Below are 18,506 nucleotides of genomic sequence, written 5' to 3'. Positions count from 1 at the left end.
TTACTGCGTGAGTTCGCGCAGGTCGGCCGAGGCGATGCGCCACGCGCGCTGTTCGGGCGTGGCGCCGTCGACCACCGAGCGGCGCAGCGTGTAGGCGCCGACGAAGCGGCGCACGCTGCCGTCGCGCGTGGTGGCTTCCACCGCGACCGGCACTTCGATGTAACGCGACCCCATCGCGCCTTCCATGCGCGCCGGTGCGTCGAGCGTCACGACCACGTCGGCCGTATCGGCGAAGCCCGCCGCGAACTGTTCCGGCGTCTGCCCGCTCGCGCGGCCGCCGTCGCTCCACAGCGCGTACGCCCCGGCGAAATCCTGCGAACGGATGGCGTCGTAATAACGCTGGATGGCTTGCACGGCGTCGTTGGAGGTCGGCTCGGCGTCGAGCGCGACCTCGGGATTGTCGTTCTCCCCCAGCGCCGATTCGTCGATGGCGATGTCTTCTTCCGCCGCGATGCTCGCGTTGTCTTCCGGTTGCCCCGGGCCCGGCGCCGCCGGCATGCCGGTGATGGAACCGCGCGCGCCTTCGGGCGCGGGCAACGGATCCATCGCGCTGCCGTCCGCGCGGCGCGCGACGCCCTCGGGTTGATCGCCGCACGCTGCGATGTTCAGGGCGAGGAAGAGCAGCGGAACGAGGCGGACGCGCGACATGCGGGGATTCCGAAAGGCTATTGGTCGAGGTGCAGGACGACCTTGCCATCGCCGATCGTGGTGCCCCCGATGCGGCGGCCGGCCAGCCGTCCCCACGCATTATCGTCGAGACGATAGACCGGTTCCTGCCGCGCGTAGTCCGACAGCCAGGAATTGAGCGCGGCGCGCGTGGGCGCATTCATCGCGCCCCCGAGCGAGGGCATGTCGACGTTCATCAGTTGCGGGTCGACCAGGTGCAGGCCCCGCGTCGTCGGATCGAACCGCAATCCGCTCTGGAGTGCGAAGCGCCCGGCCACCGCCTGGCTGTCCATCCCGAACCCGCCGATGCCGAGATCGAAATCCAGTTGCAGGCGATTGGAATCCTGCGGGATCGTCAGGCGCGGATGCATCACGCGCAGCGTCACCAGGCCGCCGAGCTTCTGGTAATCGCGCGGGAATTGCCGATCCACGTACTTCTGCAACTGCGGCGCGGTGAACGTGACCTGGTTGCCCACGAGGGCATCGAGCGTGGTGCATGCCGTGAGCGCCAACGCGAACAGCGCGGCGAAGAAGGCGAAAGCGAGGGCAGGGCGGCGCATGGCGGTCTCCGTCGGGCGATGCGCGCAGGGTGCGCCATGCCGCGTGAACCGTCGATCCGCCAGGCGAAAAAAAAACGCCCGGCGGACCGGGCGTCTTTCTTGAAGCTTGTCGGTCAGGCGCCTCAGGCGGCCGCGTCCTTGAGCTTCTTCAGCGGGCGCACCTTCACCTTGACGGTGGCCGGCTTGGCGGCGAACCACTGCTCTTCCTTGGTGAACGGGTTGATGCCCTTGCGCTTCGGCTTGGCCGGAACGTTGACGACGGTGATCTTCAGCAGGCCCGGCAGGGTGAACGCACCCGCGCCCTTCTTGCTGACCGAACCATGCACGGCGCCTTCGAGCGACGCCATCACGGCGCGCACGTCGCGCGGCGCGACGCCCGTCTGCTCGGAGATGTGTGCAACCAGGCCCGACTTGCCCAGCGCTTCCTTGATCGGCTTCGGTGCGGCCGACTTGGCGGCGGACTTCGGAGCGGCCTTCTTCGATGCGGCTTTCTTCTTCGCCATATGTGTCCTGATGACTCTTGGTGTGAGTTGATGGAATGCCTGGTTTCCCCCTCGGCAGGCGGAATGTAGGGCATGCCCGCGTTGCCGCCAAGCCCCGGAGGCGGTTTTTTTCGGGCTTTTTTTCGACCTGCGGACGGGCGGCCCATGTTTGGCCGCTCAATCGTCCTCGATCCGTGGCTTGAAAGCTTCCACCAGGCGCGATTGCACCTGCGGCGGCACCGGCTCGTAGTGGCTGAAGTCGAGTGCGTAGCGACCGCGGCCGGCGGTCACGGATTTGAGCTCCGCGGCGTAGCCTTCGAGTTCCGACAGCGGGACCTGCGCACGCACGACGATCTCGCCGCCGCGCAGGGAATCGGTCCCGCTGATGCGCGCGCGCTTCGACGACAACCCGCCGCTGATGTCGCCCATGTGTTGCTCGGGCGCGGCGACTTCCAGGTCGACAATGGGTTCGAGCACCTGCGGCCTGGCCTTGGCGATGGCATCCAGGAACGCCTTCTTGCCCGCGGCGACGAACGCCACTTCCTTGCTGTCCACGCTGTGGTGCTTGCCGTCGTAGACCACCACGCGCACGTCCTGCAGCGGATATCCGGCCACCGCACCGGCGCCGAGCACCTGCCGCACGCCTTTTTCCACCGCCGGCATGAATTGGCCGGGGATCGTGCCACCCTTGACCTCGTCGACGAATTCGAAGCCCGCGCCGCGCGGCAGCGGTTCGATGCGCAGGAACACTTCGCCGAACTGGCCCGCGCCGCCGGTCTGCTTCTTGTGGCGATGGTGGCCCTCGGCGTTGGAACTGACGGTTTCGCGGTAGGCGATGCGCGGCGGCCGTGTCTTGACCTCCACGCCGTGCTTGTCCTTCAGCCGCTGCAACATCACGCGCAGGTGCAGGTCCGACAAACCGCGCACCACCGTTTCGTTGAGCTCGCCGTGGTGTTCGACGTTGAATGCGGGGTCTTCTTCCGCCAACTTGTGCAGCGCGGTGGAGAGTTTCTGTTCCTGCCCCTTGTGCGCGGCTTCCACCGCCAGGCCGAACATCGGCTTGGGGAATTCCGACGGCGCCAGGTGGATCTGGTCCTCGTCGTGCGAATCGTGCAGCACCGCATCGAAATGCAGTTCGTCGACCTTCGCCACGGCGGCGATGTCGCCGGGCACCGCCTGTGCCACTTCGACGTGGTCCTTGCCCTTGATCTTGAACAGGTGCGCCACCTTGAACGGCTTCTTGCCGTCGTCGATGAACAACTGCGAGTCCTTCTTCACCGTGCCCTGGTAGACGCGGAAGATGCCGAGCTTGCCGACGAAGGGATCGTTGACGATCTTGAAGACGTCGGCGATGACGTGCTTCGACGGATCGGGCTGCGCGTCGATGGGGCTGGCCTCGTCGCCCGCGCCCTTGACGAAATTCGGCGGATTGCCTTCGCCCGGATGCGGGAACAACTTGCCGGCGATCGCCAGCAGGTCGTCCATCCCCACGCCGCTGCGCGCGCTGACGAAGCACACGGGTACCAGGTGCCCTTCGCGCAGGCATTGCTCGAAGGCGTCGTGCAATTCCTGTCCCGACAGCCCGTCCTCGCCGAGGTCGAGGTAGTGGTCCATCACCGTCTCGTTCACCTCCACGACCTGGTCGAGGATCTTCTGGTGCCAGTCGGCGACGGGGCCCAGGTCGGAGTCGCCTTGCGCGACCTTGCCCGAATACCCGAAGCAATCCACCACGCGCGCGCCGTTGTCGGCGGGCAGGTTGAGCGGCAGGACCTCCGGGCCGAAGGACTCGCGCAGCGATGCGAGCAACCGCGCGTTGTCGGCTTCGGCGTGGTCGATCTTGTTGACGATGATGACGCGGCACAGGTTGCGCGCCTTGGCGTATTCCATCATCCGGCGCGTGCCGTACTCCACGCCCGCGCCGGCGTCGCAGACGATGGCGACGGTTTCCACCGCGGCCAGCGTGGAGAGCGTGGGGCCGCGGAAATCCGGGTAACCCGGTGTGTCGAGGAGGTTGACGTGCACCGGCGCGTTGTCGGTGGCGGTGTCGATGCTCGCGATCGCCGCATCGATCGAGTGCCCGCGTTCCTTTTCGATGGGATCGAAATCGGAAACCGTCGTGCCGCGTTCGATGCTGCCTGCCGTCTGGATCGCGCCGCCGGCATGCAGCAGGGCTTCGAAGAGCATTGTTTTGCCGGCGCCTGGGTGGCCTGCGAGGGCCACGTTGCGGATGTTCTCGGTGGTATAGGACATGAGGCCGTCTCTCCCGCGTTCGGGTGGAAGGAGGCCGTCATGGCTGTCCGCGGCGAGGCGAGACGAACCGGAAGCAGTGCCGACCAAGCTGTTCGCTCGGGGCGGGCCGTCATGGCGGGGACCCGGCGAAAGCGCCGCCGGGATCGCAAATCTCCCGCAGCGGCGGTGAAGGGTCAAGCATGGCGTTGGAGTAGGCTGCCATCCCCCACCCGCGATCCGACGGAGCACGACGCCATGGCCTCGATCACCCGCAAAGCCGCCGCCCACTGGGAAGGCGACCTCAAGTCCGGCCAGGGCCGGCTCGACACGCCGCAAAGCGGCCTGCTCGCGGGCACGCGCTACGGCTTCAACACGCGCTTCGGCGGGGAGAAGGGCACCAATCCGGAGGAGCTGATCGCCGCCGCGCACGCGGGCTGTTTCACCATGGCGCTGTCGGCCAAGCTCACCGAAGCCGGCCACCCGCCGCAGTCGCTCGACACGCAGGCGGAAGTGGAACTCGGGATGGATGGTGGCCCGACGATCTGCGAGATCCGCCTGAAGACGCAGGCGCGCGTCGAAGGCCTGGACGCGGCGAAGTTCCGCGCGCTGGCCGACGATGCCAAGCAGAACTGCCCGGTGTCGAAGGCATTGAGCGCCGTGCCGATCTCGCTGGATGCCGAATTGCTCGGCTGACGCGGCGGGTTTCCCACACATCGCACAACGCGCGCTGACGGCCCGCTGTCGGCGCGCTAAACGGTCGGGTTGCAAGCGTTTACACGCCCGTTCGATTCAGGGTGCATTGCCCGCGCGAATCCGACGATCCCCTCGCGCCATTCCGGCGCCCGGGAGTCACGCCATGAAGCGCTTGTCCGCCACCTTGCTCGCACTGGGCCTGGCCGCCGCCGTCGGTACGGCATCGGCGCAGAACTACGGCGGTTACTCGAACGGCGGTTACTCGAACGTGCCGCAGCAGAACGCCATCTACGATTGGGCGCGCGTGGTGCGCGTCGACCCCGTGATCGATTCGCGCTATTCGAACAACCGTTACAACGCGAACAACGGTTACAACAACACCTACGCCAGCAACGGCCAGCGTTGCTACAGCTCGGGCGGGCGCCATGCGTCGAACGGCGGTTACACCTCCAACGGCGGCTACTACCCGAGCAACGATCCCTATGACCCGCAGCAGGGCCGTTACGGCACCGATACCGGCCGCACGGTCGCGACCGTCGTCGGCGGCCTCGCCGGCGCGGTGCTCGGCAGCAAGGTCGGCGGCGGCAGCGGCCAGGTGGCCGCGGCGGCGATCGGCTCGATGGTCGGCGGCCTCGCAGGCAGGCAGATCTACGAAGGCACGCAGCGCCGCAAGTACGAAAGCAGCAGCGTCACCGTGTGCGACGACCAGTACGGCAACGACACCGGCTACGTCGGCAACGACGGCTACCGCAACTACAACGCGAACGACGGCCGCGTGGTCGGCTACGACGTCACGTACGAATACAACGGTCGCCAGTTCATGACGCGCACGCAATACCACCCGGGCGACCGCATCCGTGTCCGCGTGGACGTGCGCCCTGAATGACCAGGACGGTCCGATCTTCGCTTGAGGGGTGGGGGCCGCGGATTGCGGCCCCTTTTTTTTTCGATCGGGCCGTCGGCCGTGTCGTCAGGGCCAGTCGATCTGGCCGCTGACCACCGTGCACGTGCGGCCGCCCGACCACACCTCGCCATCGGCATCGACGTCGAGCTCGATGATTGCGTCGTGCCCCACTTCGCGGCCCTGGCTGATGCGATAGAAGCCGCTGTCGCCTGGCAGCGCGCCTTGCGAGGCGAGCCAGGCGGCGAGTGTCGCGTTCGCCGCACCCGAGGCGGCGTCTTCGAATTGCGCGGGCGCGCCCACCCACGCACGCACCGCGAGGTAGTACACCGGGTCGTGGCTGCGCGCGAAAACGCACACGCCCATGCTCTCGGTCTGGTTGGCGAGCTGGCCGATGGCGGCCCAGTCGGGCGACGCGGCGCGCAGCGCGGCTTCGTTCGCCATTTCGACCAGCCACCAGCGACGTCCGCCTTCGACCAGCGCCGGCGGCAACGTGCCGAGCGGCAGGCCGGCGAGGGGGCGTGCCAGGCGCGGGTCGTCGGGTGACGCGATCTCCAGCACTTTCGAACGCGGCGTGCGCACGGCGATCGTGCGTTCGCGGCCGTCGCCCGTCACGCGCAAGGGCAACTGGCCGGCGATGCCGTCCTGCACCAGCACCCCGTCCTTCGCCTCGGCCAGGCCCGCGGCCAGCGCGACGTGCGCGCTGCCCACGCTCGGATGCCCGGCGAAGGGCACCTCGCGGCGCGGAGAGAAGATGCGGATGCCGTAACTGGCCCCAGGTGCGGACGCGGGGAACAGGAACGTCGTCTCCGGCAGCCGCGTCCAGCGTGCGATGGCCTGCATGGCGGCATCGTCGAGGCCTTGCGCGTCGAGCACGACCGCCAGCGGATTGCCCGCCCCGGGCCGGTCGGCGAACACATCCACCTGCATGTAACGGCGCAAGGCCATGGCTATACCCTAGAATCGCCGAGCTGTTCACTCGCGCGCGAGCCGCGCATTCTAGGCGCAACGGGGATCGGTGGTGTCGCAACCTGGTCGGTGGGTCGTTTTGAAGTTCGGCGGCACCTCGGTGTCGCGTCGCAATCGCTGGGACACGATCGGCCGCATCGCCTCCAAACGCATGGCCGACGAGAACGTGCGCGTGCTCGTGGTCGTCTCCGCGTTGTCGGGCGTCACCAACGAACTGCAGGCGATCGCCTATTCGGCGGCGGGCGAGCCGTTCGATGCGCACTTCGACGCATTGGTCGAACGCCACCGCGCGTTCTGCACCGAACTCGACCTCGACGCGGACACGGTGCTCGGCGCGCGCTTCGAAGCCTTGCGCGCGCTGGCCGCCGATCCGCGCGCGAAATCGCGCGAACTCGCATGGCAGGCCGACGTCCTCGCGCAGGGTGAACTGTTGTCTTCGACGCTCGGCGCGGCGTACCTGCGTTCGCAAGGCCTCGACTTCGGATGGAGCGACGCGCGCGAGTGGCTCGATGCGGTCTCGCTCCCCAACGCGAGCCCGTGGGCGCAGCGACTCTCCGTGAATTGCCGTTGCGCGGCCGATCCGGCGCTGCAGGCGCGCTTCGCCGCTCAGGCCGCGCCGATGCTGGTCACGCAAGGCTTCATCGCGCGCCATGACGACGGCGGCACCGCGATCCTCGGCCGCGGCGGTTCCGATACCTCGGCGGCGTACTTCGGCGCATTGCTCGGCGCGACGCGCGTGGAAATCTGGACCGACGTGCCCGGCATGTTCAGCGCGAACCCGCGCGACGTGCCCGAGGCGCGCCTGCTCACGCGCCTGGATTACGCCGAAGCGCAGGAAATCGCGACGACCGGTGCGAAGGTGCTGCACCCGCGTTCGATCGCGCCGTGCCGCGATGGCGGCGTGCCGATCCTGATCCTCGATACCGAACGCCCCGATCTCCCGGGCACGCGCATCGACGCGAGCGCCGCGACGGTTCCCGGCGTGAAAGCCATCAGCCGCCGCAACGGCATCGTGCTCGTGTCGATGGAAAGCATCGGCATGTGGCAACAGGTCGGCTTCCTCGCCGACGTGTTCGAACGCTTCAAGCGCAACGGCCTGTCGGTCGACCTGATCGGTTCGTCGGAAACCAACGTCACCGTGTCGCTGGATCCCAGCGAAAATCTCGTGACGACGAATATCCTCGAAACCTTGTCTGCCGACCTCGCCGAAGTCTGCCGCGTGAAAGTCATCGCGCCGTGCGCGGCGATCACGCTGGTCGGCCGCGGCATGCGTTCGCTGCTGCACAAGTTGTCGGATGTGTGGGCGACGTTCGGCAGGGAGCGCGTGCACCTGATATCGCAGTCGTCGAACGACCTGAACCTCACGTTCGTCATCGACGAAGCCGACGCCGACGGCATGATCGCGCAGCTGCACGCCGAACTGATCCGCGGCGGCGCGATGCCGGTGCAGGACGCGACGGTGTTCGGCCCGAGTTGGCGCGACATCGCGCACGGCAAGCCGGTCAAGCGCGTGCCGTGGTGGGTGGGCAAGCGCGACGCGTTGCTGTCGATCGCCGGCCAGGCCACGCCAACGTATGCGTACGACCTGCCCACCGTGCGCGACCGCGCGCGCGACCTGTCGGCCATCGACGCCATCGACCGCCGCTTCTTCGCGATCAAGGCGAACCCGCATCCGGCGATCCTGCGCACGTTGGTCGAAGAGGGCTTCGGCCTGGAATGCGTGTCGATCGGCGAGTTGCAGCACGTTTTCAAGAGTGTGCCGTCCCTCTCGCCCGAGCGCGTTCTGTTCACGCCGAGCTTCGCGCCGCGCGCCGAGTACGAAGCTGCGTTCGCGATGGGCGTGACGGTCACGCTCGACAACGTCGAAGCCTTGCAACGCTGGCCCGATGTCTTCCGCGGCCGCACGATCTGGCTGCGCCTGGACATCGGCCACGGCGGCGGGCACCACGCGAAGGTCAACACGGGCGGCGTCGCGGCGAAGTTCGGGTTGTCGCTGCAGCGCTTCGACGAATTCGTCGATCGTGCGCGCGCGCTCGGCATCCGCATCAGCGGCCTGCACGCGCACATGGGCAGCGGCATCGACGATCCGCGCCATTGGCGCGTGGTGTACGCCGAACTCGCAGGCATGGCCGACAGTGTCGGCACCATCGAGATCATCGACATCGGCGGCGGTTTGCCCGTCGCGTACACGCCGGATGCGGAAGATTTCGACCTGGCCGCATGGCGCGCGGGGCTCGAGGAAATCCGCGCGGCGTATCCGCGCTTCAAGCTCGCCGTCGAGCCGGGCCGCTTCATGGTCGCCGAATGCGGCGCGCTGCTGTTGCACGCCACGCAAGTCGTCGAGAAGGACGGCGTGCGGCGCGTCGGGTGCGATGCGGGCATGAACGCGCTCGCGCGCCCGGCGATGTACGAGGCCTACCACGGCATCCACAATCTCTCGCGCCTGTCCGACGTCGAGCTGCTGGAATTCGACGTCGTCGGCCCCATCTGCGAAAGCGGCGACGTGCTGGGCCATTCGCGCCTGTTGCCGGCGGCGACGGCCGAAGGCGACGTCATTCTCGTCGCCGATTCGGGCGCCTACGGCATGGCCATGGCGAGCACCTACAACCTGCGGGCATTGCCGGCAGAGGACACCATCGAATGACCGGCTGGACTTTCTCGCGCGACGCGATCCGCGCGTTCCGCTTCGTGCGCAACACCTTCGATCCGTCGACGGGCGTCGCGCAGCTCGTGTACGCCTTCGACGACGGCCCGGAACTGATCGAAACGATCACGCTGCCCGGTGCGCCGTTCCAGCTGGACGGGGCGCGTGACGCAGCGGCACGGCGTGCATTGCGCCTGCTGCACCTGCTCGCGGGCGTGAGTTATTACAAGGCGGCGGTGCCGGGCGAGATCCGCATCGAAGGCGAAGCGATCGACGCGGCCACCGCGGAGATGCTCGAGTCGTTCTATCTGAACGGCCTGGGCGAATTCGCGTATCGCAACGGGTTGCAGCTGCACGGGCGCATCCAGTTCCCGCATGGCGACGGCGTCCGCGCGCAAGCGCCGGCGCTCGGACTCCCCGAACACGCGCTCGTCGCCATCGGCGGCGGCAAGGATTCTCTGGTGTCCATCGAAGCGTTGCGCGCGGCCGGCGTCGCGCAGACGGTCACGTGGATCGGCGGATCGCAGTTGATCAAGGCATGCGCCGAGCGCACGGGTTTGCCGACGCTCAACATCGGGCGCGCGCTGGCGCCGGCGTTGTTCGAGTTCAACCGCCAGGGCGCGTTGAACGGGCACATCCCGGTCACGGGCGTGAATTCGGCGATCCTGCTGTTCGCGGCCATCGTGCTCGGCGCGAACCAGGTCGTGTTCTCGAACGAGCGTTCGGCGAGCTACGGTTCGCTGATTCCGGGGACGGGCGAGGTGAATCACCAGTGGTCCAAGGGCTGGGCGTGGGAACGCACGCTCGCCGACTTCGTCCACTCGCATGTTGCGGCCGACCTGCATTACTACTCGCTGCTGCGGCCGATGAGCGAGCTCGCGGTCGCGCGCCAGTTCGCGAAGACCGACCGCTACGACGCGCATTTCTCCAGCTGCAACCGCAATTTCCATCTGCTCGGCGAGCGTCCGGCCAATCGTTGGTGCGGCGTGTGCCCGAAGTGCCACTTCGTGTTCCTGGCGCTGGCGCCGTTCATGCCGAAGCCGCGGCTCGTCGGCATCTTCGGGCGCAACCTGCTCGACGATCCGGCGCAGACCGCCGGCTACGACGCGTTGCTGGAGTTCCAGGACCACAAGCCGTTCGAATGCGTGGGCGAAGGGCGCGAATCGCGCGCGGCGATGGCCGCGCTCGCCGCGCGTCCGGAGTGGCGCGAGGACGCGCTGGTCGAACGCTTCGCGCGCGAGATCGCGCCGCAGCTCGATGCGGGCGAACTCGACATCGCGGGCCTGATGGAGATCGACGAAGAACATCGCATTCCGCCGGTGCTGTGGGACAAGCTGCGTGCGAATTTCATCGCTTGACGGCCAGCGCGTCGCGCTCTGGGGCTGGGGCCGCGAAGGCCGTGCGGCGTATCGCGCCTTGCGCGCGCGGTTGCCGACGCAGCCGCTGACGCTGTTCTGCGATGCGACGGAAGCGGAAGAGGCGAGGGCACTGGGCGATGCGGCGCTGACGACCGCGACGCGCGTCGATTCCGATGCGTTGTCCGCCTTCGACGTCGTCATCAAGTCGCCCGGCATCAGTCCGTATCGCGCCGAAGCCGTGTCGGCCTCCGCGCGCGGCACGCGGTTCATCGGCGGCACCGCGCTGTGGTTCGGCGAACACGCCGCGCACGGCCACGGCCGCACGCTCTGCGTGACCGGCACGAAGGGCAAGAGCACGACGACCGCATTGCTCGCCCATCTGTTGCGCGCGGGCGGGCATCGCGCGGCGCTCGCGGGCAACATCGGGTTGCCGATGCTCGAATTGCTCGACGCGGACGCATCCGCGCAGGACGCGCCGGCGTATTGGGCGGTGGAGTTGTCGAGTTACCAGACCGGCGACGTCGCCGACAGCGGCGCGCGCCCCGATGTCGCGATCGCGCTGAACATCTTCCCCGAGCATCTCGACTGGCACGGCGGTGAAGCGCGCTACGTGGCCGACAAATTGCGGCTCGTGACCGACGCGCGCCCGCGCGTGGCGGTGCTCAATGCCGCCGATCCGGCGCTGGCGGCGCTGCGCCTGGACGACGATACGCAGATACGCTGGTTCAACCACGAGGACGGTTGGCATCTGCGCGGCGACGTGCTGCATCGCGGCCAGGACGAGATCTTCGACACCGCATCGCTGCCGCTGCCGGGCCGCCACAATCGCGGCAACCTGTGCGCAGTGCTGACGGCGCTCGAAGCGCTCGGCCTCGACGCCGCCGCGCTCGCGCCGCACGCCGCGACGTTCCGCCCGTTGCCGCACCGCCTGCAGACCATCGGGACGCGCGAAGGCATTGCGTACGTCAACGATTCGATCAGCACCACGCCGCATGCGAGTCTCGCCGCGCTGGCGTGCTTCGCCGATCGCCGCGTCGCGTTGATCGCCGGCGGCCATGATCGCGGGATCGATTGGTCCGACTTCGCCGACGCGATGCGCACGCGCGCGCCGGCCGTGATCGTCACGCTCGGCCAGAACGGTCCGAAGATCCACGATCTGCTGGAGCCGGTGGCTGCGCATGCGGGGTTCGCGTTGCACGCGGCGACGGATCTCGAAGACGCGATGGCGCAGGCGCGTGCCACGCTGGGCGGCGAGGGCGTGATCCTGCTTTCCCCGGGCGCGCCGAGTTTCGGCGCCTACAAGGATTACGTTGCGCGCGGGCGCCATTTCGCCGCGCTCGCGGGCTTCGACCCCGACGCCATCAGCGCCATCCCGGGCCTCGGCATCGCCTGAGTTTCACGCGTCGCGTGCGCATCCGGGGTAGGCTCGCGCCCGGATCACAGGCAAACGGAGTCCGCCATGCGTCGCATGTTGTTCGCGTTGTTGCTGTGCGCTTTCGGGATGTCGGCCGCGCATGCGGAGATGCAGGCCAGGCCGGTCGAGTGGAAGGTCGGCAAGGACACCTTCAGCGGGTATCTGGTCTACGACGACACCAATGCGATCAAGCGCCCCGGCGTGATGATGGTGCCGGATTGGTACGGCGTCACCGACTCGGCCATCGCCAAGGCGAAACACATCGCCGGCGACGATTACGTGGTCCTGCTCGCCGACGTGTACGGCAAAGGCGTGCGCCCGAAGACCGACGACGATGCGCGCGCGCAGGTGCAGAAACTGTATGGCGACCGCGCGGTGTTGCGAGCGCGTGCGACGAAGGCGCTCGACGTGCTGCGCACCGCGAAGAACGTGCCGCTGGACACCAAGCACATCGGCGCGATCGGTTACTGCTTCGGCGGCGCGACGGCGCTGGAACTGGCGCGCAGCGGCGCGGACGTCGATGCGGTGGCCACGTTCCATGGCGGCCTGGCGACGACGATGCCCGCCAAGCCCGGCACGGTAAAGGCGAGCATCCTCGTGCTCAACGGCGCCGACGACCAGGGCACGGCCGGTGACATCCCGGCGTTCGAGACCGAAATGAACGCGGCCAAGGTGGACTGGCAGTTCGTCAACTTCAGCGGCGCGGTGCACTGCTTCGCGCTCCCCGACGCGAACAAGCCGCCGGGCTGCATGTACAACGAACTGGCGGCGCGCCGCTCCGAGCGGATGATGCGCGTGTTCTTCGCCGAGAAATTCGCGAACTAGCGGTCGCGCGACACCGAATACCGCGCCAGTCCGCGCAGCGCGTCGACGGCGATGTTCGACGGCATGCCGTCGAGCGCCGCTTCGGCGGCTTCGGCGAATTCGTAGGCACGCCGGCGGCTGTACTCCAGCCCGCCGGTGGCGTGGATCGCGGCGACCACGTGCGGCATCGCATCGACGTCGCCGTGTTCGACAGCGTTGCGCAGCGCGGCGCGCGTCGCATCGTCGCTGTGCCTGATCGCGTGGATCAGCGGCAACGTGGCCTTGCCTTCGGCGAGGTCGTCGCCGAGATTCTTGCCGAGCGCGTCCGCATCGGCTGCGTAGTCGAGCACGTCGTCGGCGATCTGGAACGCGTATCCGAGTTGCAACCCGTATTCATGCATCGCATCGCACGTGCGCGCATCCGCACCGGCGAGCAGTGCGCCCAGACGCGTGGCGGCGGCGAACAACACGGCGGTCTTGCGCTCGATGACGCGCAGGTATGCGGCCTCGTCGGTGTCGGGGTTGCGCACGTGCAGCAACTGCAGCACTTCGCCTTCGGCGATCTGGTTGGTCGTGTCGGCGAGGATGCGCATGACTTCCATGCGGTCGAGTTCGACCATCAGCTGGAAGGCGCGCGAATACAGGAAATCGCCCACGAGCACGCTGGCCGCGTTGCCCCACACCGCGTTGGCCGTGCGGCGGCCGCGGCGCAGGTCGGACTCATCGACGACGTCGTCGTGCAGCAACGTGGCGGTGTGGATGAACTCGACCACCGCCGCGAGCTGGTGCGCATGCGGGCCGCGGTGGCCCAGCGCGCGCGCGGCGAGCAACAGCAGCATCGGCCGCAAGCGCTTGCCGCCGGCGCCGATGATGTATTCGCTGACCTGGTTGATCAGGACGACATCGGAGGCGAGGCGCCGCCGGATGAGCGCATCCACCGCGGCCATGTCCTCCTGCGCGAGGGCCTGGATCGCGGGCAGGTCGGGGAGGAGGCGGTCGGGGGCTGCGTTCACAGGGCGGTCGAAGGCGGGCAGGCGGCAATTATAGGCAGGGCGGTGCACGCGCCGTCCCGCGTTTGCCGCACGGGTCCGCCCCGTGAGACCATTCGCCGGCACCAAATGCACCACCTGTCGCGTGGGAGAGACCGGCCGAGCGCCGGCGCCGAAGGAGCAACCGCCCCGGAAACTCTCAGGCAAAAGGACCTCGCGGCAGACACAATCTGAAAAGTGACCGGCGGCCTCGCGCCGCGCGTCCCGGAGATCCTCCCCCCTCCGGCCGCGCGATCCTGCAAACGCGAACCGCACCGGCCCGCCGAAGGAGTAACGCTCTCAGGCGAATAGACAGATGGGGCGCCCTATTTCCTCAAGGCGCGCCCATGTCCACCCCTCTCGATACCCGCAACGAATTCATCGCGCGCCACATCGGTCCGCGGCAGGCCGATACCAAGGCGATGCTCGACCTGCTCGGTCATGCCTCGCTCGACGCCCTCACCGACAGCGTCGTCCCCGCCAGCATCCGCGGCACCTCGGTGCTCGCTGCCAGCGACGGGCTCGGCGAAGCCGAAGCGCTCGCCGAACTGCGCGGCATCGCCGACCGCAACAAGGTGATGCGCTCGTTCATCGGCCAGGGCTACTACAACACGCACACGCCCGCGCCCATCCTGCGCAACCTGCTCGAGAATCCGGCGTGGTACACGGCGTACACGCCGTACCAGCCGGAGATCTCGCAGGGCCGGCTGGAAGCGCTGCTCAACTTCCAGACGCTGGTCGCCGACCTCACCGGCATGGAAATCGCGAACGCCTCGCTGCTCGACGAAGGCACCGCCGTCGCCGAAGCGATGACCTTCTGCAAGCGCCTGTCGAAGAACAAGGGCGCGAACGCGTTCTTCGTGTCGAACCACTGCCATCCGCAGACCATCGACGTCGTGCGCACGCGCGCCGAGCCGCTGGGATATGAAGTCGTCGTCGGCGACGAGTTCGCGCTGGACGACGTGTCGAAGTTCTTCGGCGCCGCGCTGCAATACCCGGCGACGAATGGCGACGTGCACGATCTGAAGGCCATCGTCGACAAGTTCCATGCGGCCAACGCGCTCGTCGCGGTCGCCGCGGACCTGCTCGCGCTGACGCTGCTCACGCCGCCGGGGGAATTCGGCGCGGACCTGGCCATCGGCAGCGCGCAGCGCTTCGGCGTGCCGCTCGGTTTCGGCGGCCCGCACGCGGCGTATTTCGCGACGAAGGACGCCTTCAAGCGCGACATGCCCGGCCGCGTCGTCGGCATCTCCATCGACCGCCACGGCAAGCCCGCGTATCGCCTCGCGATGCAGACGCGCGAGCAGCACATCCGCCGCGAGAAGGCCACCTCGAACATCTGCACCGCGCAGGTGCTGCTGGCCAACATCGCCAGCATGTTCGCCGTGTACCACGGGCCCGAGGGGCTGCAAGCGATCGCGCGGCGCACGCATGCGCTCACGGTCATCCTCGCCACCGGGCTGAAGCAGCTCGGCGTGCAGGTCGAACAGGACACGTATTTCGACACGATCACGCTCGCCACCGGCGGGCGCACGGGCGCACTGCACGACAAGGCGCGCGCGGCCGGATACAACCTGCGCGAAATCGATCCGTCGCGACTGGGCATTTCGCTCGACGAAACCACCACGCGCGCCGACATCGACGCGCTGTGGCACGTTTTCGCGGGTGAAGGCGCGGCGATCCCCGATTTCGACGCGCTGCACGACACCGATGCGACGTTGCCGAAGGCGCTGCGCCGCACCTCGAAGTTCCTGCAGCACGCGGTGTTCAACACGCATCGCTCCGAAACCGAGCTCATGCGCTACCTGCGCCGCCTGGCCGATTACGACCTCGCGCTGGATCGCACGATGATCCCGCTGGGGTCGTGCACGATGAAGCTCAACGCCGCCAGCGAGATGATCCCGGTGACGTGGGCGGAGTTCGGCGCGCTGCATCCCTTCGCGCCTGAAGACCAGGCGCAGGGCTACGCGAAGATGACGCAGGACCTCGAACGCATGTTGTGCGAGGCCACCGGCTATGACGCGGTGTCGCTGCAGCCCAATGCCGGTTCGCAGGGCGAATACGCGGGCCTGCTCGCGATCCGCGCGTACCACGCCAGCCGCGGCGAAGGGCATCGCGACATCTGCCTCATTCCGTCCTCGGCGCACGGCACCAACCCGGCGACGGCCAACATGGCCGGCATGCGCGTGGTCGTCACCGCGTGCGACGCGCGCGGCAACGTCGACCTCGACGACCTGCGCGCGAAGGCCGCGCAGCATTCGGACAAGATCGCCGCGATCATGATCACGTACCCCTCGACGCACGGCGTGTTCGAGGAAGGCGTGCGCGAGATCTGCGACATCGTGCATGGCCACGGCGGCCAGGTGTACATCGACGGCGCCAACATGAACGCCATGGTGGGCTTGTGCGCGCCGGGCAAGTTCGGCGGCGACGTCTCGCACCTCAACCTGCACAAGACCTTCTGCATCCCGCACGGCGGCGGCGGCCCCGGTGTCGGCCCGATCGGCGTGAAGTCGCACCTGGCGCCGTTCCTGCCCGGGCATCGCACGGGACACCTCTCGCGCAAGGACGGCGCGGTGTCCGCGGCGCCGTACGGCAGCGCGAGCATCCTGCCGATCACCTGGATGTACATCCGCATGATGGGCGGCACCGGCCTGCGCCGTGCCTCGCAGATGGCGATCCTCAACGCGAACTACATCGCGCGCCGCCTCGAGGAGCATTATCCGGTGTTGTACGCGGGCCACGAAGGCCTCGTCGCGCACGAATGCATCCTCGACCTGCGCCCGCTCAAGGACAGCAGCGGCATCAGCGTCGAGGACGTGGCGAAGCGTTTGATCGACTTCGGCTTCCACGCACCGACGATGTCCTTCCCGGTCGCGGGCACGCTGATGATCGAGCCGACGGAAAGCGAGTCGAAGGAAGAACTCGACCGCTTTTGCGAAGCGATGATCGCGATCCGCGAAGAGATTCGCGCCGTCGAGGAAGGGACGTTCGACAAGGACGACAACCCGTTGCGCAACGCACCGCATACCGCGCAGGAAGTCGTGGGCGAGTGGTCGCATCCGTACTCGCGCGAAGTGGCGGTGTATCCGCTGCAGTCGCTGGTGGCCGGCAAGTACTGGCCGCCGGTGGGGCGCGTGGACAACGTCTACGGTGACCGCAACCTCGTCTGCTCGTGCCCGCCGCTCGAGGCGTACGCCGAGTAAGAAGACAACGGCCGGCGTTGTGCAGTGCGCAATGCCGGCGGTCCGCCCGACCGTCCTTCCCCTGCAACGCGCCGCCGGTCCGGGCGGCGCGCCTGCCGACGCCCCGTCGTGCGCGCTCGTCACCGGGCGCGGAACGGCGCGCTAGCATCGGCGCATGGACACGGCCACCGTCGCTTCCGACCAGCGCAGGCATGCGCGATTCAACGTGTTGTGCGCGGTGCTCGTCGCGCCCAACGGGCATTCGCACGAGGGGTACATCCTGGACCTGTCGCAGGGCGGCGCGCGCGTGGACCTGGTGCCGGGCTGGACGCCGGCGAACGGCACGCAACTGAAGATGTTCTTCGACGTGCCCGACAGCGATGCGATCACCCTGGAGACGCACGTCGCGTGGGTGGCGGTGGACCACATGGGCCTGCGCTTCGACGAATCGCAGGACGCCGAGATCGGACGCCTGCTGGAAGCCGCCGGCGCGGTGTGATGCCCGCGCGCGGCCTTGATCGTCAAGCCGAATCGGTTTCGCGCGCGAGCTCGATGAGGTCGCGGATGTTGCGCGCGCCGAGCTTGCGCATGATCTTCATCTTGTAAGCACTGACGGTCTTGTTGCTCAGGCGCATGTGTTCGCCGATGTCGCGGTTGGATTGGCCGGCGACGAGGCAGCGGAAGACTTCGAACTCGCGTTCGGTCAGGCGCGTCACCGGGCGGCCATCTGTCTGCCCGTCGCCGGCGAGCATCAGCAGCTCCTGGTTGAAGTAGGACTTGCCGCGCGCCACGACGAGCGCGGCCATCGCGATCTCGCTCATCGCATCGGTCTTGTGCACGAACCCGTTGGCACCCGCGCGCAGCGCACGCAAGCCGCTTTCATGCGCTTCCCCGCCGGAGACGACGAGGATGCCGACACCCGAGCCGCCCGCGCGCAGCCGCGAAATCACTTCGACGCCGCCGAGCACCGGCACGCCGAGGTCGATGATGAGCAGGTCGGGCTGCAGCGTGCGTACCGCGGAAAGCGCGGCGCCGCCGTTGTCGTGCACGGCGACGACTTCGAAGGTGTCGTTGTTTTCCAGCAGGTCTTTCAATGCGGCCGACACCATGGGGTGGTCGTCGACGATGATCACTCGGTACATGGAACTGGCCCTGGTTGGACGAAGGTGGCGAGCGAGCGCGCCCCCGCGATCGCATGCGATCCGATTCTAGGCACGCGATCGCCGTGGACGACGGCACGCGATGCAGATCTGCACCAAGGGGCACGCGTGTCGCACGTGGGCGACATCGCGAAGGCGCGGATTAGAAGACAAGCACGCATCGCACGAAACAAACGAAGTGCGAACATTCGCGGAGTCGAGACGTTTCCCGTCCGCATCGGAGTTGATTCATCGATGCGCAACCTGTGCGTGTTCGCATCAGGCGTTATTTCGCATCGTGCGGCGGACGACGGTCGCGGGGAGAGGGCGGGGCGGCGAACCGGTCCCCGGCCCCGGTGAACGGTCCCCGGGCCGGTGGCGGTTCCGCCGACGGGTCGGCAAGCGGCGTCGCCCGCCGCTGGTACCATGTGCCA

Annotated in this window: 15 protein-coding genes and 1 riboswitch; of the genes, 8 read left to right on the top strand and 7 right to left on the bottom strand. The window is 68.0% G+C overall.

Annotated elements, in window-relative coordinates; genetic code table 11:
• The 4 genes from LF41_RS16335 to fusA all read right to left on the bottom strand — a co-directional run bounded on the left by LF41_RS16335 (position 1) and on the right by fusA (position 3,958).
• Positions 1-648 carry a hypothetical protein gene (locus LF41_RS16335; protein WP_052116518.1) on the bottom strand — a complete coding sequence of 216 codons (648 nt, stop codon included), beginning with the start codon at positions 646-648 and terminating at the stop codon, positions 1-3.
• Between the two features lie 17 nt (positions 649-665).
• Positions 666-1,226, bottom strand: coding sequence for a DUF1439 domain-containing protein (locus LF41_RS15330; RefSeq protein ID WP_036171796.1), 561 nt, complete (start codon positions 1,224-1,226; stop codon positions 666-668).
• Between the two features lie 122 nt (positions 1,227-1,348).
• On the bottom strand, positions 1,349-1,729 hold the full coding sequence (locus tag LF41_RS15325) for an HU family DNA-binding protein (protein WP_036171793.1): 381 nt from the start codon (positions 1,727-1,729) through the stop codon (positions 1,349-1,351).
• A gap of 156 nt (positions 1,730-1,885) precedes the next feature.
• Entirely contained in the window at positions 1,886-3,958 is a 2,073-nt protein-coding gene (gene fusA / locus LF41_RS15320; RefSeq protein WP_036171790.1) for an elongation factor G, read from the bottom strand.
• A 234-nt stretch (positions 3,959-4,192) separates the two neighbouring features.
• Here fusA and LF41_RS15315 point away from each other — a divergent pair, with 234 nt between their 5' ends.
• Together LF41_RS15315 and LF41_RS15310 are read left to right on the top strand one after the other, a co-directional pair.
• Entirely contained in the window at positions 4,193-4,630 is a 438-nt protein-coding gene (locus LF41_RS15315; protein ID WP_036171788.1) for an OsmC family protein, read from the top strand.
• A gap of 163 nt (positions 4,631-4,793) precedes the next feature.
• The gene (locus tag LF41_RS15310; protein WP_036171785.1) at positions 4,794-5,516 is read left to right on the top strand and encodes a glycine zipper 2TM domain-containing protein; all 723 of its coding nucleotides are present in this window, start codon (positions 4,794-4,796) and stop codon (positions 5,514-5,516) included.
• An 84-nt stretch (positions 5,517-5,600) separates the two neighbouring features.
• Here the strand turns inward: LF41_RS15310 and LF41_RS15305 are convergent, their stop codons facing one another.
• Positions 5,601-6,479: a PhzF family phenazine biosynthesis protein gene (locus tag LF41_RS15305; RefSeq protein ID WP_036171783.1), complete on the bottom strand. Its 879-nt coding sequence runs from the start codon at positions 6,477-6,479 to the stop codon at positions 5,601-5,603.
• A gap of 73 nt (positions 6,480-6,552) precedes the next feature.
• Between LF41_RS15305 and LF41_RS15300 the strand changes: the two genes are divergently transcribed.
• The 4 genes from LF41_RS15300 (at position 6,553) to LF41_RS15285 (ending at position 12,741) form a co-directional block, all read left to right on the top strand.
• A complete protein-coding gene (locus LF41_RS15300; protein WP_425599482.1) occupies positions 6,553-9,144 on the top strand; it encodes a bifunctional aspartate kinase/diaminopimelate decarboxylase in 2,592 nt (863 codons plus the stop codon).
• Positions 9,141-10,502, top strand: coding sequence for a UDP-N-acetyl-alpha-D-muramoyl-L-alanyl-L-glutamate epimerase (gene murL / locus LF41_RS15295; protein WP_036171778.1), 1,362 nt, complete (start codon positions 9,141-9,143; stop codon positions 10,500-10,502). Before LF41_RS15300 ends, murL begins: the two co-directional genes overlap by 4 nt.
• The gene (gene murD / locus LF41_RS15290; protein ID WP_036171774.1) at positions 10,483-11,895 is read left to right on the top strand and encodes a UDP-N-acetylmuramoyl-L-alanine--D-glutamate ligase; all 1,413 of its coding nucleotides are present in this window, start codon (positions 10,483-10,485) and stop codon (positions 11,893-11,895) included. The genes murL and murD overlap by 20 nt, the downstream gene beginning before the upstream one ends.
• Before the next feature lie 66 nt (positions 11,896-11,961).
• Positions 11,962-12,741, top strand: a complete 780-nt coding sequence (locus LF41_RS15285) for a dienelactone hydrolase family protein (protein ID WP_152600051.1) — start codon at positions 11,962-11,964, stop codon at positions 12,739-12,741.
• On the opposite strand, the gene LF41_RS15280 is transcribed toward LF41_RS15285, so the two are convergent.
• Entirely contained in the window at positions 12,738-13,733 is a 996-nt protein-coding gene (locus tag LF41_RS15280; protein WP_036171770.1) for a polyprenyl synthetase family protein, read from the bottom strand. The two genes, LF41_RS15285 and LF41_RS15280, sit on opposite strands and share 4 nt — an antisense overlap.
• 112 nt (positions 13,734-13,845) lie before the next feature.
• Positions 13,846-13,934: riboswitch (glycine riboswitch) on the top strand.
• A 161-nt stretch (positions 13,935-14,095) separates the two neighbouring features.
• Between LF41_RS15280 and gcvP the strand changes: the two genes are divergently transcribed.
• A complete protein-coding gene (gcvP, locus tag LF41_RS15275; RefSeq protein ID WP_036171768.1) occupies positions 14,096-16,954 on the top strand; it encodes an aminomethyl-transferring glycine dehydrogenase in 2,859 nt (952 codons plus the stop codon).
• 154 nt (positions 16,955-17,108) lie between these two features.
• Positions 17,109-17,432 (top strand): PilZ domain-containing protein, encoded by a 324-nt coding sequence (locus LF41_RS15270; protein WP_036171764.1) that lies wholly within the window; start codon positions 17,109-17,111, stop codon positions 17,430-17,432.
• 22 nt (positions 17,433-17,454) lie between these two features.
• Here the strand turns inward: LF41_RS15270 and LF41_RS15265 are convergent, their stop codons facing one another.
• Entirely contained in the window at positions 17,455-18,075 is a 621-nt protein-coding gene (locus LF41_RS15265) for a response regulator transcription factor (RefSeq protein WP_036171760.1), read from the bottom strand.
• Positions 18,076-18,506 lie beyond the last annotated feature (431 nt).

This window comes from Lysobacter dokdonensis DS-58 (genome assembly GCF_000770795.1).
Classification (GTDB): Bacteria; Pseudomonadota; Gammaproteobacteria; order Xanthomonadales; family Xanthomonadaceae; genus Noviluteimonas; species Noviluteimonas dokdonensis.
This window is presented reverse-complemented; position numbering and strand designations above follow the sequence as displayed.

Excerpts from the sequence above, each read along its gene's own strand:
- LF41_RS16335 (WP_052116518.1), bottom strand. The coding sequence starts at position 648 with ATGTCGCGCGTCCGCCTCGTTCCGCTGCTCTTCCTCGCCCTGAACATC.
- LF41_RS15330 (WP_036171796.1), bottom strand. The coding sequence starts at position 1,226 with ATGCGCCGCCCTGCCCTCGCTTTCGCCTTCTTCGCCGCGCTGTTCGCG.
- LF41_RS15325 (WP_036171793.1), bottom strand. The coding sequence starts at position 1,729 with ATGGCGAAGAAGAAAGCCGCATCGAAGAAGGCCGCTCCGAAGTCCGCC.
- fusA (WP_036171790.1), bottom strand. The coding sequence starts at position 3,958 with ATGTCCTATACCACCGAGAACATCCGCAACGTGGCCCTCGCAGGCCAC.
- LF41_RS15315 (WP_036171788.1), top strand. The coding sequence starts at position 4,193 with ATGGCCTCGATCACCCGCAAAGCCGCCGCCCACTGGGAAGGCGACCTC.
- LF41_RS15310 (WP_036171785.1), top strand. The coding sequence starts at position 4,794 with ATGAAGCGCTTGTCCGCCACCTTGCTCGCACTGGGCCTGGCCGCCGCC.
- LF41_RS15305 (WP_036171783.1), bottom strand. The coding sequence starts at position 6,479 with ATGGCCTTGCGCCGTTACATGCAGGTGGATGTGTTCGCCGACCGGCCC.
- murL (WP_036171778.1), top strand. The coding sequence starts at position 9,141 with ATGACCGGCTGGACTTTCTCGCGCGACGCGATCCGCGCGTTCCGCTTC.
- LF41_RS15285 (WP_152600051.1), top strand. The coding sequence starts at position 11,962 with ATGCGTCGCATGTTGTTCGCGTTGTTGCTGTGCGCTTTCGGGATGTCG.
- gcvP (WP_036171768.1), top strand. The coding sequence starts at position 14,096 with ATGTCCACCCCTCTCGATACCCGCAACGAATTCATCGCGCGCCACATC.
- LF41_RS15270 (WP_036171764.1), top strand. The coding sequence starts at position 17,109 with ATGGACACGGCCACCGTCGCTTCCGACCAGCGCAGGCATGCGCGATTC.
- LF41_RS15265 (WP_036171760.1), bottom strand. The coding sequence starts at position 18,075 with ATGTACCGAGTGATCATCGTCGACGACCACCCCATGGTGTCGGCCGCA.